Origin of the sequence: Psychrobacter sp. KH172YL61 (assembly GCF_007182895.1) — a bacterium.
GTDB lineage: Bacteria > Pseudomonadota > Gammaproteobacteria > Pseudomonadales > Moraxellaceae > Psychrobacter > Psychrobacter pacificensis.
In genome coordinates this window covers 2278719-2295268 of the sequence record NZ_AP019516.1, presented here as the reverse complement: position 1 = coordinate 2295268, position 16550 = coordinate 2278719, and the positions used below count along the sequence as shown (strand labels likewise).

11 protein-coding genes and 5 pseudogenes are annotated in these 16550 nt (G+C 42.9%); 13 read left to right on the top strand and 3 right to left on the bottom strand.

All coding sequences use genetic code 11. The features are described from left to right. Positions 1-415: 415 nt before the first annotated feature. Complete coding sequence (locus PKHYL_RS12255; RefSeq protein ID WP_058025084.1) at positions 416-850, bottom strand: MCR_0457 family protein; 435 nt, start codon at positions 848-850, stop codon at positions 416-418. Positions 851-1636: 786 nt separating this feature from the next. Between PKHYL_RS12255 and surE the strand changes: the two genes are divergently transcribed. The 12 genes and pseudogenes from surE (at position 1637) to modB (ending at position 12408) form a co-directional block, all read left to right on the top strand. Further along, positions 1637-2473 (top strand): 5'/3'-nucleotidase SurE, encoded by an 837-nt coding sequence (surE, locus tag PKHYL_RS12250; protein WP_240365300.1) that lies wholly within the window; start codon positions 1637-1639, stop codon positions 2471-2473. Between the two features lie 191 nt (positions 2474-2664). Continuing rightward, a pseudogene (locus tag PKHYL_RS18940) lies at positions 2665-3454 on the top strand (M23 family metallopeptidase). Between the two features lie 68 nt (positions 3455-3522). Continuing rightward, a complete protein-coding gene (locus tag PKHYL_RS12240) occupies positions 3523-4821 on the top strand; it encodes a lytic murein transglycosylase (protein ID WP_240365299.1) in 1299 nt (432 codons plus the stop codon). Between the two features lie 355 nt (positions 4822-5176). Further along, positions 5177-6472 (top strand): annotated as a pseudogene (locus tag PKHYL_RS12235) (molybdopterin molybdotransferase MoeA). A 122-nt stretch (positions 6473-6594) separates the two neighbouring features. After that, a pseudogene (gene moaA, locus PKHYL_RS12230) lies at positions 6595-7694 on the top strand (GTP 3',8-cyclase MoaA). A gap of 111 nt (positions 7695-7805) precedes the next feature. Beyond that, positions 7806-8335: pseudogene (moaB, locus tag PKHYL_RS12225) on the top strand (molybdenum cofactor biosynthesis protein B). Positions 8336-8751: 416 nt separating this feature from the next. After that, entirely contained in the window at positions 8752-9381 is a 630-nt protein-coding gene (mobA, locus tag PKHYL_RS12220) for a molybdenum cofactor guanylyltransferase (protein ID WP_240365297.1), read from the top strand. A 42-nt stretch (positions 9382-9423) separates the two neighbouring features. Next, a pseudogene (moaC, locus tag PKHYL_RS12215) lies at positions 9424-9929 on the top strand (cyclic pyranopterin monophosphate synthase MoaC). A 76-nt stretch (positions 9930-10005) separates the two neighbouring features. Beyond that, on the top strand, positions 10006-10287 hold the full coding sequence (locus PKHYL_RS12210; protein ID WP_071003397.1) for a MoaD/ThiS family protein: 282 nt from the start codon (positions 10006-10008) through the stop codon (positions 10285-10287). A 52-nt stretch (positions 10288-10339) separates the two neighbouring features. Further along, entirely contained in the window at positions 10340-10828 is a 489-nt protein-coding gene (locus PKHYL_RS12205; protein WP_240365296.1) for a molybdenum cofactor biosynthesis protein MoaE, read from the top strand. Then, on the top strand, positions 10821-11660 hold the full coding sequence (gene modA / locus PKHYL_RS12200; protein WP_071003400.1) for a molybdate ABC transporter substrate-binding protein: 840 nt from the start codon (positions 10821-10823) through the stop codon (positions 11658-11660). The genes PKHYL_RS12205 and modA overlap by 8 nt, the downstream gene beginning before the upstream one ends. A 46-nt stretch (positions 11661-11706) precedes the next feature. Continuing rightward, the gene (gene modB, locus PKHYL_RS12195) at positions 11707-12408 is read left to right on the top strand and encodes a molybdate ABC transporter permease subunit (RefSeq protein WP_071003402.1); all 702 of its coding nucleotides are present in this window, start codon (positions 11707-11709) and stop codon (positions 12406-12408) included. A gap of 519 nt (positions 12409-12927) precedes the next feature. Here the strand turns inward: modB and PKHYL_RS12190 are convergent. Both PKHYL_RS12190 and PKHYL_RS12185 read right to left on the bottom strand, forming a co-directional pair. After that, positions 12928-14002 (bottom strand): IS3 family transposase gene (locus tag PKHYL_RS12190; protein WP_240365295.1). Its coding sequence is split into 2 segments (ribosomal slippage): positions 12928-13305 and positions 13307-14002, totalling 1074 coding nucleotides; the frame shifts between segments, so codons are not numbered across the junction. Positions 14003-14240: 238 nt separating this feature from the next. Continuing rightward, entirely contained in the window at positions 14241-15596 is a 1356-nt protein-coding gene (locus tag PKHYL_RS12185; RefSeq protein WP_332835883.1) for a site-specific DNA-methyltransferase, read from the bottom strand. 295 nt (positions 15597-15891) lie between these two features. On the opposite strand from PKHYL_RS12185, the gene PKHYL_RS12180 reads away from it, so the two are divergent. Continuing rightward, the gene (locus tag PKHYL_RS12180; protein ID WP_240365294.1) at positions 15892-16548 is read left to right on the top strand and encodes a nucleotidyltransferase domain-containing protein; all 657 of its coding nucleotides are present in this window, start codon (positions 15892-15894) and stop codon (positions 16546-16548) included. Positions 16549-16550 lie beyond the last annotated feature (2 nt).

Genomic DNA, 16550 nt, shown 5'->3' with positions numbered 1-16550 from the left:
ATGTCTAAAATAATGTATTAATCAAAACAAGAACGACTGTACGATAGACATAAAATTAACGCCTTATCTTAGCAAAATGCCAACCGATGGGGAATCGATAAATGCAAAAAAGTAAGGCATGAATAAAAAGAAAAGCGAGTAGGTATTAAGTGTTTGCTCTTACTAACCTATAGATAGCTTTTGATCAGTATAAATTAACGACCACAAAAAAGCCTGCTGTACCGCTTGTGGTTTATAAGCGCAATGACAGCAAGCTTTTTGTTCATTAAACTTAATGGGTAAGTGTAGAGTATTGTTCTTAACGATGATGAGAGTAGAGCTCCAGAAAGAACAAGGCCATGGTTTATTGTCGTTAATTATGACGGGCTTTTCTAGCGCTCAAGACGGCTCTCTACGCTTACACGCTTTTTAGCGATTAATATTCTGCGTTTGCAAGATCTTCGCATAGCGCTTTATTTTCTTGCTTTGAAAAGCCCATTGTCCAGCTACGAATACCTTGCAGTATCTGACGATAGTCTTGCTGCGTTGACAGATATTGAATCGCTGCTTTTGGATCTTCTAACGAAGGCATCAGCTCATGCAATTGCACGGTATAAGACTTATAAAAACGTTGTTTTTGATTGCCGTTCAGCATTGATGGACAGATCTCTGATAGTACCTGCATCACAGCAATTTCATGCTTTGTGATATTAATGCCAGACATATCTAGCGGAATAGTAGTCGCAGGATTGTTTGCAGCATTAGACGCTTGAGACAGCATGGCAACAGACGTTATCAGTCCTGCCAGCCCGATTTTTGAGGCGGTCTTTGCTATCACAGAAGCTATAGATAATATCGATTGATTCTTCATTCAGTATTACACTCGCTTATCTTTATTTGATGGTGATATGTTAATGGGTAAAAAAACAAAAGTCACATAAAATATTGATTTATGTGTAGATATCTTGTGAGCCAAAGGCATTTTACAGCAACATATCAGTAGCATATACCAATGAAGTCACATCAGTATAAACGCATCAGTTTGTATTGTTGTACGGTGTTGCATATTGTAACGCGTTGCCTTATTTCTCTCATTTCGACTCCGTTTGAGGCAAATAATATAACAATAGACAAAAATGCCAGACAGTTTTTGGTCAAAGACTGAGTTCGGGATTATCTATTGTTCAGGTATAATCGCTCGGGCTATCAAGATAATTTAGTTTTAATGTACTGATATCACAAGGCTTTCAAGAGTAATCGCCAAATTTTTTATTTTATATACTAGGGCGTGTTGAACATTCGACCATGGCACTGACAGCGACTATTTTTTAGGCGATTCGATGTTAAAAATAATAAGTTTAGTCACTCTAAGCGCTTATTTTTAACGATGAAGCGGCAAAAAAGAGTCCTGTCCCCTGCTTTTATCGTTGGGGCTGATGCTAAAATTGCCCCATACTGCGTTACAAATCTCGCTAAGGCATCTGCATTATCGTCGCTTTGTGCCTTGTCTGGAACAATTTTAGCGATCAGCAGTGCCTATTTGCGAATGTTCAACACGCCCTAGCCTTTGGTTGCTATTTTTATACGAATAAAGATATGGTACGGTAGCAAAAATTTCTACTAGAAAGACGGTTTGACACAAACATACTGAGCTGACATGAAGATTTTAATTAGTAATGATGATGGGGTGTATGCGCCAGGATTATTGGCACTGTCTCAAGCACTATCGACCATCGGTGAGGTCGTGGTAGTCGCACCAAACGAGGAGCAGAGTGGCTATGCTAGTGCATTGAGTGTATCAAAGCCATTGCATACGCATCAATTGCCATCGGGATTTATAGCGGTTAATGGTTCACCAGCTGATTGCGTTCATTTGGCGCTGCATGAGCTATACCGTGACGTGGATTTTGACTGTGTCATTACAGGTATCAATTCAGGTGCAAACTTAGGACAGGACGTGATGTTTTCTGGTACCTTTGGCGCGGCATTGACCGCGCAGTTATTGGGCATACCTGCTATTGCCACGTCTTTGGTAGGTGGCGGCGTAAAAAATGGTGGACAAGAATCAGCCAGTGATTATCAAGTGGTGGCAAATGAAATTGTCAAATTGCTCACTGATACCTCGATTTTAGAGTTTCTCAAAAGTTTGCCCTATCATGTATTAAACGTTAATATTCCTGATGTGGATAGCAGCAGTGATATCAAAGGGCGAAAGGTTACCTCGTTGGGACACAAGCAGATCGCCCGGCCCGTGCGTCATATGATTGACCCGCGCGGCCGAGATGCGTACTGGCTGTCTCTACGAAAATGTAAAAACAGCAAGCACAAAAATGAGCGACCCTTAGACAGTTCAGCTAAATCAACCAATCAAAAAAATGTTGTATTAACATCGGGCATGACGGATGATCAAGCAGTGGCGGGAGGATACATCAGTTTGTCGCCAGTACGTCTACACCATACCCAGCGGGGGCATTGGATAAGCTTTTGGCACTAGATTTATAAGTTCGATAGGATATGATTATCAATGACATAGGTGATAGTCACTATATCGCCTGCTGTACGAGTGATATAAATCATCTGCTAGATCGCTAATTGTAGTAACAATATCTGGAGGCTTTTGAGTGATATCAAGCGCTTTTGGATGATAAAACAATAGATAAGCAACACAAAGAACAGGAACCTTGTATGAAAAGAATCATGACCGGATCGCACCTTGCTAAGGCGGCGTTGATTGGCACTATGGCAGTTGCTACCTTGTCTGTAGTCGGCTGTGCAACCAAGCCTACTTATCAATCACCAAACCAAGCAGGTCCTAAGATTATTACCAACGCACAAGGCGTCCCTAACTACCATCGCGTACAGCGTGGCGATACGGTCAGCCAAATTGCGGCGCGCTATCGTCTTAACTATCGTCAGATTGGCGCACTAAATAATCTGGACAGTAAATATACGATTTATAGTGGGCAATGGCTCAAACTATGGCAGGGCGGTGCAGCGACCACAGCGAGTAACAACAGCTATAGCAGACCAGCACAGTCGCAACCAACTTATACCCCACCTGTAACCCAGTCTCGAACGCCAGCATACGAGGCAACGGCCAATTCGACCTCTGGTTATGATTATCCCTACTCGCAATCCAGTGACGCGTAACATTGATCCAGCGGCGGGCAATATGGGCATGTGGTTTGCTGGTAATGTCGGTGATCCAGTACTTGCTAGCCAATCAGGAACGGTGCTTTACTCAGGCAACGGTCTACCAGAATATGGCAACTTGATTATGATCCGCCATAGTGATGATTACATCACGGCCTACGCACACAATAGCCAATTGCTGGTAAAAGAAGGGGATATGGTACAGCGTGGCCAGCGTATCGCGACGATGGGTAGCAGTGGTCAGACCAATCAAGTGGGGCTGGAGTTCCAAGTTCGCTTAAATGGCAATCCGATTGATCCACGTACGGTACTTGGGCGTTAGTATTGAGCCATGTCGCTGATGGCTGGGCGGCTTTGGTCCATTTTATTTATTTATGTTTGAGATTTTTTATGAGATTAAAAAAACAATACTTCACTCTTATGCCGGCATTAGTGATGGTCGGGTGTACAAGTCAGCAAGCCATGCAAAAAAAGCCTGTGCGTCAAGGTGGCGTTGAGATTACTCAAACCCAAACCGTGCAGGTCAAGCCAACACCAGCGCCAGTTATTAAGCCGCAGCCCGCCCCAAAGCCAAGCTATAGCAGTTTTTCTGATTGGAAGTCAGACTTTTCTATGCGTGCAATATCTTCAGGCTATGATGCGGGAGTCATTCGCCGATTACTCGATTCCGCTTATCTGAATCAGCAAGTGATCTCATTGGATTCAGGACAGCCTGAGTTTTCTAAGATGCCATGGGAGTATGTGGACTCCGCTGTCTCTAGTGGGCGTGTGAGCGTAGGTAAGCGCAAGTTTGCAGAGCAGCGTGCGTTTTTGTCTCAATTAGAGTCGCAGTATGGCGTTGATGCAGAGGTGATCGCAGCGATATGGGGTATGGAGTCGTCATATGGCGCGGTCACAGGTAACAGTGATTTGCCAAGTTCGCTTGCCAGTCTCGCCTACGATGGTCGTCGTCAAGAATTTGCAGAAGCTCAGCTATTATCCTTAGCGACGCTACTCCAGCGTGGCGACGTATCATGGTCGCAATTAGATGGTTCTTGGGCAGGCGGCATGGGACAAACGCAGTTTATTCCTGAGACTTGGCTCAAGCAAGGCGTTGATGGTGATGGCAACGGTCACCGTAACCCTTGGGCCACAGGTGATGCACTCGCCTCTACCGCCAACTATCTGAGCAACTCAGGCTGGGTGCGCGGTCTAGCACCTTTTTATGAGGCGACTGTACCTGCTTCGTTTGATTATTCACTGATGGGGAGTAAGCAACCTGCAGCCAGATGGGCGGCGATGGGTGTCGATACGATAGATGACGTCTATTTAGATGCCAATACTCAGATGGAGCTTTGGTTGCCAGCGGGTAAAGATGGTCCCGTATTGCTGCTAAGCCCAAACTTTGATGTTATCAAGGTTTACAATAACTCGTCGAGTTATGCGCTAGGGGTGAGCCTATTGGGCAAAACGATTGATGGACAAAGTGGTCTGCGAAAATCATGGCCCCGCTATGAGCGTCCGTTATCAACCACGCAAGTGACCAACTTACAGCGCCGTCTGACGAGCATGGGTTACGATACCAAAGGGGCTGATGGTATCGTGGGCACCAACACGCGCATGGCATTTCAGCGCTGGCAAGCAGATAATGGGCAAACGCCAGATGGGTTTATCACTCAAAATAGCGCCTCTTCATTGGCTGGCTGGTGAGGTAAGCTGACGGTATTTATACACCGTATGAAGGTCACGATTCATAAACGCTTTTAGCTATTATAAATCAGTCATTAATCATCAATTAAGCATGTTACCTTGCTCTACAAAAAGCACCTTGCCAAGGTGCTTTTTTTGCCTCAGGCTATGTCTGATTTTGCTGAAATTTATTGAATGGATAAATATTGTGATAATCATCAAATATTTGAGTTGGCTTGATCTCGCAATCTTCAAAACTTATCAGAACAAGGTTAATACAACAAAATCGACACTGTGAATGATAGACTCTAAGGACAGCTTTTAATAATAAAGATTCAATCACAAATAATGAGAACGATCAAAAGAGCATACCTTTATGATTACTATGGAAGAATTACAAGCGGCAATAAAGCTGCGTATCAATGATTATAATGATATGGATTTTCCGCTGCACAAAAGAGCCGTCAATATCTGTGATCTATTAGACAGCCGTAACCACATACTCGCGCAAGATATTGCATCACCTTTTGATGTGCCAAGACAGAATCTATCTGCTATGGATGGTTATGCCATTGCAAAAGGAAGTGAGCTGTCAGAAGGCAAGACGATTGAAATCATTGGTGAGTCTCAAGCAGGCAGTGCCTATGCTGGTGAGACAAAAGCAGGGCAGGGTGTGCGTATTTTTACTGGCGCGGTCGTCCCTGACTGTTGTGATACAATCATCATGCAAGAAAATACCAACTTTGCTGATATCAAAGCGACCATTGATAAGACTCAGCCGTACAGCATCACTCTCACGCAAACGGCCGAAACCAACGATAATATCCGTGCGCAAGGCGAAGAGGTTGAGTCTGGCGAAGCTGTGCTAAAGATAGGAAAACGAATTAATCCCGCCGATATCAGCTTGCTGGCAAATTTAGGCATCAGCGAAGTGAGCGTGTTTCAACCACTCGTCGTCGGTGTGCTCGCGACAGGCGATGAGCTCGTCGCTATTGGCGATGAGCTGGAACATCTAGCCCAAATATATAATTCAAACACCCCAACGCTCAAAAGCTTACTGTCTGGTTTACCTATAATCATTCGTGACTATGGCATCATTCCTGATGATTTGGATAAGACGACAGCTGCGGTCAACGAAGCCATGCAAGACTGTGATGTGCTCATATCGACAGCAGGCGTCTCAGTCGGCGATTATGATTTTCTGACGAGGGTGATCGAAACGCTTGGGCAAATCAACCACTATAAAGTGGCGATGAAACCTGGTAAGCCTTTCGTATTTGGCGAGTTAAATAAAAATCTCGATAAGCCCGTATTGTATTTTTGGTCTACCGGGTAATCCGCTCTCCACAGTTGTGGGCGCGCTACAGTTTGTGATACCCGCATTATGGCAAATGTCAGGTGCGAGTGTGTCCGAGCAGCCGATGCCGCTAACGATCAACGCTAAACTCACAAATGACATCAAAAGTTCCCTGGCCGCAAAGACTTTCAGCGCGGCGTATTGTCACAAGATAAGGCGGGTCATTACCAAGTTGAATGCTTTTCAAGTCAACAATCACACAGAATAAAACAGCTGAGCCGCGCCAATTGCTTTATTGTATTAGACAAAGACAGTGGCAACGTAGTATCTGGTGGTGAGGTTACCGTACAGCCGTTTCCTTGGTTGCATCGCTAATTCACCGTTTGCCAATCTGCTATAAAATGATGGAACTAAATTAAAAAGCAATCTAGCAATGGGATGCTAAACACGAATAATAAAGTAACGCTTATGGCAAGCAATACTGATGGCAGTAATATATGAATGACAACAATATCAAAATAGACAGCCCAAAACTGTATTCTCCTGCGTCAGCACCTGTGCTGTCTGACAGCTATATACCGTCTAATTTAGTGATGCCGATTGATCAGGCAACCCAAATCCATCAGCCCTTAACGGATGGGTTTGCACGGCGTCTGACATATCTGCGTCTATCTATTACGGATTTTTGTAATTTTCGCTGTGAGTACTGCTTGCCAAATGGTTATCAGGGCAAACGTCCTGACGATGAGTTGAGCGTTTCTGAAATTGCGACATTGGTGCACGGCTTTGCCCAAGTAGGTACCAAAAAAGTGAGAATTACAGGCGGTGAGCCATCTATTCGCCGTGATGTTGTCGAGATTATCGAAACGATCAAGCAAACGGACGGTATTGAAACAGTAGCGATGACCAGCAATGCTTATAAGTTGGGTAAACGCTTAGCCAGCTGGCAAGCGGCTGGACTTGATCAGCTCAATATCAGTATGGACAGTTTTGATGCGGCCACTTTTCACAAAATGACAGGTTTTGATACTTTACCGCAGATACTGGCAGATATGGATACCTTGCTAGAAACGACGGATATCAAACTTAAAATAAATAGCGTCTTGATGGCAGAGACTGCCTTTGAAAACCTGATCGCCGCGATCGACTACGTCAAAGACAGGCAAGTAACGTATCGTTTTATTGAGTTTATGCAGACCAGTGACAATAGCGACTTGTTTTTTGCCCAACATGCTCAGTCTGATATCATCACGGATTATTTGTTAGACCATGGTTGGCAGCCACACGAGCGTGGCAGTGCCGATGGTCCAGCGGTCGAGTACAGTCACCCTGATTATGTCGGCCGTGTTGGTATGATTGCCCTTATGCGGCGCACTTTTGTGATACTTGTAACCGCTTGCGAGTCAGTAGTCAGGGCAAGGTGCATCTGTGCTTATTTGACCAAGGTAATTACGATATTCGTCCATACTTACAACAAAACGATATCCAAGGACTGGTAAACACTTTACATAGCTTTATGCCGATTAAGCCTGAGCATCATCATCTGCATGACTCGAACAGTGGTATCATGCACAATCTCTCGATAATCGGTGGTTAAGGCATTCTGAGTCTCTAATTCTGATGATAACTGATGCTGTTTTTGCTATCGCTTTTCCGACATAAGCTTTTTTTAATACATTTATAAAATTATATCTATAAAGGATCTTTTATGAGTAAGCCTGCTGCACCGTTTACCCCTCTTAATATTGCGGTATTGACTGTTTCTGATAGCCGTACGCTGGCAGAAGACACGTCAGGTCAATATCTAGCCGATAGCTTGACCGAGGCTGGACATCATTTGGCAGACCGTCAGCTGATCACTGATGATATCTATCAGATTAGAGCGGTCATTAGTGGCTGGATTGCCAGTCCAGACGTGCACGCGGTCATCACAACAGGTGGTACAGGGTTCTTTATTAGAGATAGCATGCCAGAAGCTGTCAGCGTACTATTTGATAAGTCGATTGATGGTTTTGGTGAGATGTTCCGTTTGATCTCAAAAGACGAGATTGGTATGTCTACGGTGCAGTCGCGGGCAGTGGCTGGTATGGCCAATGGTACCGGTATCTTTTGTCTACCAGGTTCATCGGGCGCGTGCCGTACAGGGTGGGAAAATATCCTAAAAGAGCAGTTTGATAGCCGTACTCGTCCGTGTAACTTTGTGCCGCATTTTTGGCACAAAACCCCAGTCATGACTGATTTATAAATAATTGATGATAAATAATTAGGGCGTGTTGAACATTCGACCATGGCACTGACAGCGACTATTTTTTAGGCGATTCGATGTTAAAAATAATAAGTTTAGTCATTCTATCATTCTAAGCGCTTATTTTTAACGATGAAGCGGCAAAAGAGTCCTGTCCCTGCGGGCTAATGCTAAAATTGCCCCATACTGCGTTACCAATCTCGCTAAGGCATCTGCATTATCATCGCTTTGTGCCTTGTCTGGAACAATTTTAGCGATCAGCAGTGCCTATTTGCGAATGTTCAACACGCCCTAAGCCATAACGGCTATTTAACCAAAAATGACAGGCAATGGCATAATGATGGGTTGCTCAAATAGTTCGGACAACTTGGTAGGTATAGTTATTTTAGCTGGCGGAGCATCCAAACGTATGGGAACACCAAAGGCGACGCTCACTCTGCCGACAGGTGAGCAGCTGCTAAATTATCATGTTCGTCATGCCAGCGAGTTGCAAGTTCCTATTTTGATTGCGGATAATGGGCTAGGCTTTTATGTTGATTCAGATGCTACTTTGGACAAACCCAGTTCGCCCGTTATGCCTATTGCTGACTACGTTTCTGATTTTGACGCGGATAATAATGAGCAGATTCGTACAGGCGGTGCGTTGGTTGCTATCGAATCAGCATTGCAAACATTGACTGGCTCGAATAATCTGTTTACAACTAACAATCAGCGTGCATCGTGGCTACTGGTGATGAGTTGTGACAGCTTAATATCCGCCACTGATCTATGGCAGAAATTGCAACAAGCGATTAATACAGCGGCTAATAAGCGCGTCATTTGCTTAAAAGATGCCAGTCATTTATATCCGTTACTAGGGCTGTATCATTTAGCTATTGAACCCGATTTGAAAGCTTATATTGATAGTGGTCAGCGCCGAGTCATGCCCTTTATTCAGCCGATGGTAAAAACCGTGCCATTTACTCAGGACTGGCAGCATTTGACCAATTTTAATACGCCTCAAGAGTTTGAACAGGCGTGTGCCGCGCTACCAACATAATAAAAATACTAATAAAGAGATTACTAAGAAAAGGCGATATCAATGAGTAACAGCGTTCAGACAAATCATCAATCTGCTTTATCACACTTAGATGGTAATGGTGACATCACGATGGTTGATGTCAGTGGCAAGACCGCAACGACGCGAGAAGCGAACGCGACTGGGCAAGTTCGTTTTCCGAGCGAGATTTATGCGCAGATCAAAGCGGCTGATGGGATGACCAAAAAGGCAGCATTACGCAAACGGCACATATTGCCGGTATTATGGCTGCCAAACGCACGCATGATATGATACCGCTTTGTCATCCGCTGCCACTAGATAAGATCGGCCTCACCTTTGTGTATAATGATGCGCTGAGCAGTATCACCGTCAGCGCTGTAGTCAAAGTCACGCACAAAACAGGGGTTGAGATGGAAGCGCTAACCGCCGTGAGCGTTGCCTGCTTGACCATCTATGATATGACTAAAGCACTATCACATGACATCGTTATAAATGATATTCACCTGATTAAAAAAACAGGTGGCAAGTCAGACTATACTCATGCTTAGTGTGATAAAAACCTAATCAATGACTAAAGATATATTGGATATCAAGCAAGGACGCTTGCAAAAAAAGGAGAAGTTTATGAGTGTTATTGAGACAAAAGCTGATATCGAATCAACGATGGATATCAATGTCATGTATTTCGCCAGTTTGGCAGATGAGGCTAACTGTCAGCAAGAGACTGTCAAACTACCCCAAGACACCTCATTGACTGAACTATATGAACAGCTTAGCCAAAAGCATCGTTTTAGCCGTCCGCAAGCAGAGCTACGGGTGGCAGTCAATGATTACTTCGCCAAATGGACAGATCAAATCAATGACGGCGATAGCGTAGTATTTATCACGCCAGTCGCTGGTGGTTAGGTATATATTTATAAGCGGCTATAGCGCCACAATTAGTGTAAATAGAGAAAAAATGACAGATAATATCCATAACCATTCAATGACCATCAAACGTAGTACCGATGAAGCCTATCTTATTGCTGAGCGCGACGGTTTTGCGTTACTCGATATTGCAATTGACGAAAATAAGCTCAAAAGTACGTTAGACAATGACAGCTGCGGTGCGTTTGTTTGCTTTGAAGGGCGAGTGCGCAACCATAATAATGCCACGAGCGTTGATCGTCTTACGTATTACGGTTATGAAGACTTAGCAATCAACCAAGGCCGCGCCATTATAGAAGAAGCCAAAAAGCGCTTTGAGATCACTCACGCTATTGCCATACACCGCATCGGAGCGTTAGAGATTGGTGATGTGGCGGTGTGGGTGGTAGTGTCAGCGCATCGCTATCCAGCATTTGATGCGTGTCGCTGGATACTAGATACTATCAAAGCCGACATTCCTGTGTGGAAGCAAGAATATTACGAAGATGCTTCATCTAAATGGCTCAGCAACAATGGGTAGGTCACTAGCTGCTATTAGTACCTCTGCGTGTTTGCTACTGGCATTAAATGCTTGTACAGCAGATAACAGTACGAATGCAGAATGGGCGACTGCTACAACTGAGCACCAAACACTACGTATCGCTGCGGCAGCCAACTTATCTGATGTCCTACCTAATATCATTGATAGCTATCAAACAGATAGCAATATGTCGAATCAAGGTAACTTAGATATCGAAGTCACTTACGCGTCTTCTGGCAAGCTATATGCTCAAATCAAGGCAGGAGCCCCTTATGATATATTCTTGTCTGCCAATCAAGAGTTTCCGGCAAAGCTGTCTGATGACAAGCGTGATAAATCTGTACAACCGTTTACCTATACTAGAGGTCAGCTTGCACTCTATAGTGTCACAAAACCTTTGAATGATTTTACGCCAGCATCGCTTCTTGACGCGTTTACAAGTGCTAGTTTCACAGATGATAGCAAGATTTCTATTGCCAATCCTGAACTTGCTCCTTATGGTGCATCTGCAAAAGCTTATCTACAATCACAAAAGCTATATGACAAATTAAGCGCTCAGAAGAATCTGATACAGGCAGAAAATATTGGTCAAGTATTTCAGTACGCCCATACAGGTAGCGTGGATTATGGGTTTGTGGCGCAGTCTCAACTCGTTGCGATAAAAGCCAAACCTGAGCAGTTTATTACTGTGCCAAAAGCATCCTATCCAGCCATCTTACAAGATGGTATCGTTATCAATAATACAGTCCTAGCAGCGGCGTTTACTGATTACTTGCGCTCGGATGCAGGACAACAGCACTTCGCGCAAGCAGGCTACCTGCCCATTCAGTAATCCGTTAGCCTAGACACGCTACCTATAAAACGAGCCGTGACATTATATGATCGACCAGTCTCTTATGTCAGATATGCTCAGTCCATTTTGGGTAAGTATTAAGCTCGCTTCTATCACGACCTTGTGCTTACTGTTGTTTGCAACTCCTATGGCTTATTGGCTTGCCAAGCCAAGTCAAAAGAAGGCAGTTGGGCGTTTCAAAATTCTGCTCATGGGCATCATTGCCATGCCTCTGGTGCTCCCGCCTACGGTTATTGGCTTTTATTTATTATTACTGCTAAGTCCAAGTATGGGTATCGGTCAATGGCTGATTGAGCACAATATTAGTCCGCTTATTTTTACCTTTGAAGGTCTAGTGGTTGGGTCTATTATTTACTCACTGCCTTTTTATATACAGCCAGTGTATGCACAGTTTTTGCGTATTCCGCAAAGTGTCACAGAAGTCGCGCATCTGTTAGAACCCAGTCGCCTGCGCCGCTTCGTCAAGGTAGCCTTACCGCAAGCGCGCGTGGGTATTATTTTGGGTAGTTTGATAAGTTTTGCTCATACCATTGGTGAGTTTGGTGTGGTGTTAATGATAGGGGGGAGTATCTCAGGTGAGACCAAGGTAGTGTCGATTGCGATATATGAGCAAGTTGAAGCGCTCAACTATGAGGCAGCGCATATGATGTCTGGTATTTTGATTATCATGGGCGTAGTAATGGTGGCGTTGATTGCTAGTGTGAGTCGCATGAGTCAGCGTCCATAGTACTAAAATACCTGCACGTCCGTTGAATGATTATAACTATTGCGAATACAAAATAGATGCTTATTGAGAGGTAGTTATATTAGAAAGAACATAGACAAAAACACAAACACAAAAAAACCCCAAACAATGTAATGTTTGAGGCGAAACTTGCTTAGACTTTACAGTCTAAATTCGTTTTAAATATGGCGCAGCGGACGGGACTCGAACCCGCGACCCCCGGCGTGACAGGCTAGACCCACCATATTTCATTAAATTACTTTAATCTATGTCAACCTGTAAAGACTTATGTAGCAAGGGCTATAGAGATTATTATGTTAAGACGTTTAGCATACTTTAATACATTTTATACTGATTAATAAGCTTGTTTTGGTCACCTAATAAGTATAAATATTATACTTACATCAAGGTAAATTAAGTATAGTATTTATACTTATATTTAAGAGTTTTTCTCAATACTCTATCCTTGATGTAATTATCCTGTAAATACCCCATTCTTAACACAACATCATCGTAGAATTGTTAAGCCACCTGCCTGTACTCAGCAGGTGTCATATCATTAAGTGAATCATGGGGTCTTTCGTTGTTATAAACCTTGATCCAGTCTTCAGTCAGCATATTGACCTCGTTTAAATTGTTGAAAAGGTAGCAATCTAAAACCTCATTGCGATAACTGCGATTAAACCGTTCAATATAAGCGTTCTGATAAGGACAGCCAGGCTCGATATAATCAATATAGATGCCATGAGCTGATGCCCAATCAGTGAATACCCTGGATGTAAACTCACTGCCGTTATCCACACGAATTTGCTTAGGATAACCATGCCACTCAGCCAGCTGATCAAGGTAGCGAATCACTCGGAGTGAGGGAATACTGGTACCAATATCAATGCCTAATACCCTCACGGTTATAATCATCAATCACATTAAAGGTTCGAAAGCGAATATTGTTGTGTAGTCTGTCGCTCATGAAGTCCATTGACCATGTATGCCCCAATGCATTTGGCACACTTAGCGGCTGAGGGTTACGTGTTGGTAAGCGTTTTTTAGACTTGCGGCGTAGGTTTAAGTTTAACGCTGTATAAACTCGATGTACGCGCTTATGATTCCATGAATAGCCAAGCTTACGTATACGTTTAAAGCACTTTGGAAAGCCCCAGCGATTGTGCTTGTCAGTAAGCTCATTTAAGACATCAACAATCTCACTATCATCAAATAGCTTAGGCTTATAGTAGTAAGCGGTTCGACTCATGCAGACCACCTGACAACTCACTGCAATGCTGACATCATACTGCGCCTGTAATTCTTGCGCCCAGACTTTGCGCTCGGGTACAGGCGCTATAGCTTTTATGATCTCTTCCTGCATTTGCGCTTTGAGGCTTAAATCAGCATACATCTGTTTGAGCCTACGGTTTTCTTCTTCAAGCTCTTTTAATCGCTTAACATCAGAAGCTTCCATACCACCGTACTTGGAGCGCCATTTATAGAAAGTCGAGCTAGCAATCCCGTATTTACGGCACAGCTCTTTAGCAGGTATTCCAGCTTCTGCTTCTTTTAAAATGGATACTATTTGGGTCTCAGTCATTCGTTTGCTCATATCAAAACTCCTTATGGGTATTTTATAAGAAATTCTACGTTTGAGCTGTGTTATTTTAGGGGATAGTTACAGTATGGTATTTGCTTAAATATAATATTTTCACTCTTGAGGCGAGCGTCTCCCATTCGGCTCGTCTCACCATAGATGACTTTTTTACCGTTTTTGGGGTCTTCAGGATGAGGGAGGTAATATAGCTAACACTTTTGATGTGAGTACGTTACCACCGTTAGGACGCCTATCACCTAAAAATACCATTATAAAGTAGGTAATAAGCGACACCATTATGCACGCCAAGTAGCGGTGATTTGGTAGACTGCTGGAGCGATTGCCGAGTATCGCCATACCAGATGTGCGCGGCGAGCGCATCAAAGCTAATACCTTCTTTTAGCGAACCGTTTTCATTAAAGATCACATCACCTAAGCGGTAAAATTTAAAGCCGCTACCACCTGCCCAGTTGACGTCTTCTGAGATACCGCCTTGCTCACCATCAACTACTTTTTTTAGTCTGTACACACATTGGTTTTCTGCGTGCTCTCCAAGTTCTACACCTATAAACTTACGATTCATTTTCAAAGCTACAGCAGCGCTCGTTCCAGACCCTAAAAACGAATCTAACACTAGATCTCCTTCTTTTGTAGCTAGATGAAGAATTCTTTGTATTAGTCTCTCTGGCTTAGGTGTAATAAATAGCTCATCTTCTAGACCTTCAAAGACGGCTCTAACTTCATTTTTAGACTCAGCATTATGACCTGCTTCATCATAGAACCAAATAGTAGATGGTACTACACCTCCTTCAATTTCTGATAAGAAGCGTTTTTGTGCTGGAACATTATCGCCTTTCTTTCCCCACCAAATTCTATTATCTTTTTCCAAAGCTTTAAATGACTCTTCAGAAATACGCCAATAAGATCCTTTTGGTGGGCCATCGATAACTCTTCCAGAAGGAGACTTAACCTCATATAGACCTTTACTATAAAAATTTCTAGCTTGGATTGGCGTAGCTTTCCAAGGACCTCTAGGATCGTTATCATAATTTTTATAAGCTTTATTCTGTTTTTCAGTTCTTGGTAAAGAGTTAATAAGCCATCGATCTTTAGATTTTGCATACACGAGGCAATGATCATGCATTTCGGAAAAATATTTTGCTGAGTTTTTGATTGTGTATACTTTCTGCCAAATACAATTCGATATAAAGTTTTTGCGTCCAAATATTTCATCTAAAATAACTTTGGCATAATGTGCTTCATTATCATCAAGCGTAATCCAAATAGAACCATCTTCAGATAGTAGCTGATGCAATAGCTCTAAGCGTGGGTACATCATCGACAGCCATTTGCTGTGCTCGAGATTGTCGTCATAGTGTTCAAAGGCACTTTTAGTGTTGTAAGGCGGGTCAATAAAGATGCACTTCACCTTCCCTGAATGCGTCGGAATGAGCGCCTTTAATGCATCGAGGTTATCGCCTTGAATGAGCATATTGTCAGTATCTGACTCGCCATACGATAATTCTGGCACTAGCTCTAGCAAACGATACGGACAGTCACGCGCTGTGGTCAACGCTTGCTCTTTATTTAACCAGTTCAATATAGGCATATCGCCTTACTTCCTCTTTTTTGTCAGCCATTAAAGGCTTATTTAGTGCTTGATATCCTGAGTGGTAATTTATCATATAACGCGATAGCTCTCACCGGGTATCGACTAGTAATGCAATATCTTAAGCTTTTGCTTTGGTAGAGCTACTTTAAGCTATTGTTGGATTTTTTTCAGCGTTGATTTGGATGGATGCGACATTATTTGTCGTATGCAAATGTTCTGTACCTATCAATGTTGGTAGAGACTTGATATATTCTATAACTATTAAAACTTAACAATTATTGAGAGGTGTAATATGGCAGATTTGCAGAAACAGTTCTTAGAATTCCATAATGCTATTAAATTAGGCACTTATGAAGAAAACGACTTTTTACGTGAAAAACGCGACCTAATCATCGATAAGCTTAAGAGTAAATTGGCAGAAAGAAAAGACGATGGCTATCCTCAGTATGAAAGAAGCTTCAACCAAGGAAGCTACGCTTTAAATACAGGTATTAAACCTGTCAGAACTGGTGATTACGATATTGATGTTGGTGTATTACTGGACTGCCATAAAGAAGACTATAAACCGGTCGAATTAAAAGAGTTAGTCGCAGATTGTATCAAACACAATAATCGGACTGTAGAAGTGAGTCGTTCATGTGTGACAGTGACATATATGAAGGATGGCAAACCAGATTATCATGTTGATTTGCCAATATATGCAAAGTCTAGCAACGTATACGATGATACATACTATCTAGCTAAAGGTAGAAAAAGTTTAGCTGAAGATAAGCGAGTTTGGCAGGCAGCGGATCCTGAAGGTATCAATTCAATAATCAATGGCTTATACAAAGGTAATGACAACTATGAAAATAACGGGGCTGATCAACGCAAACAGTTTCGTAGATGCGTACGCTACTTAAAAGATGGCGTAACCATAAATACGTGGGGGTTCATAGCATTGGATTGACT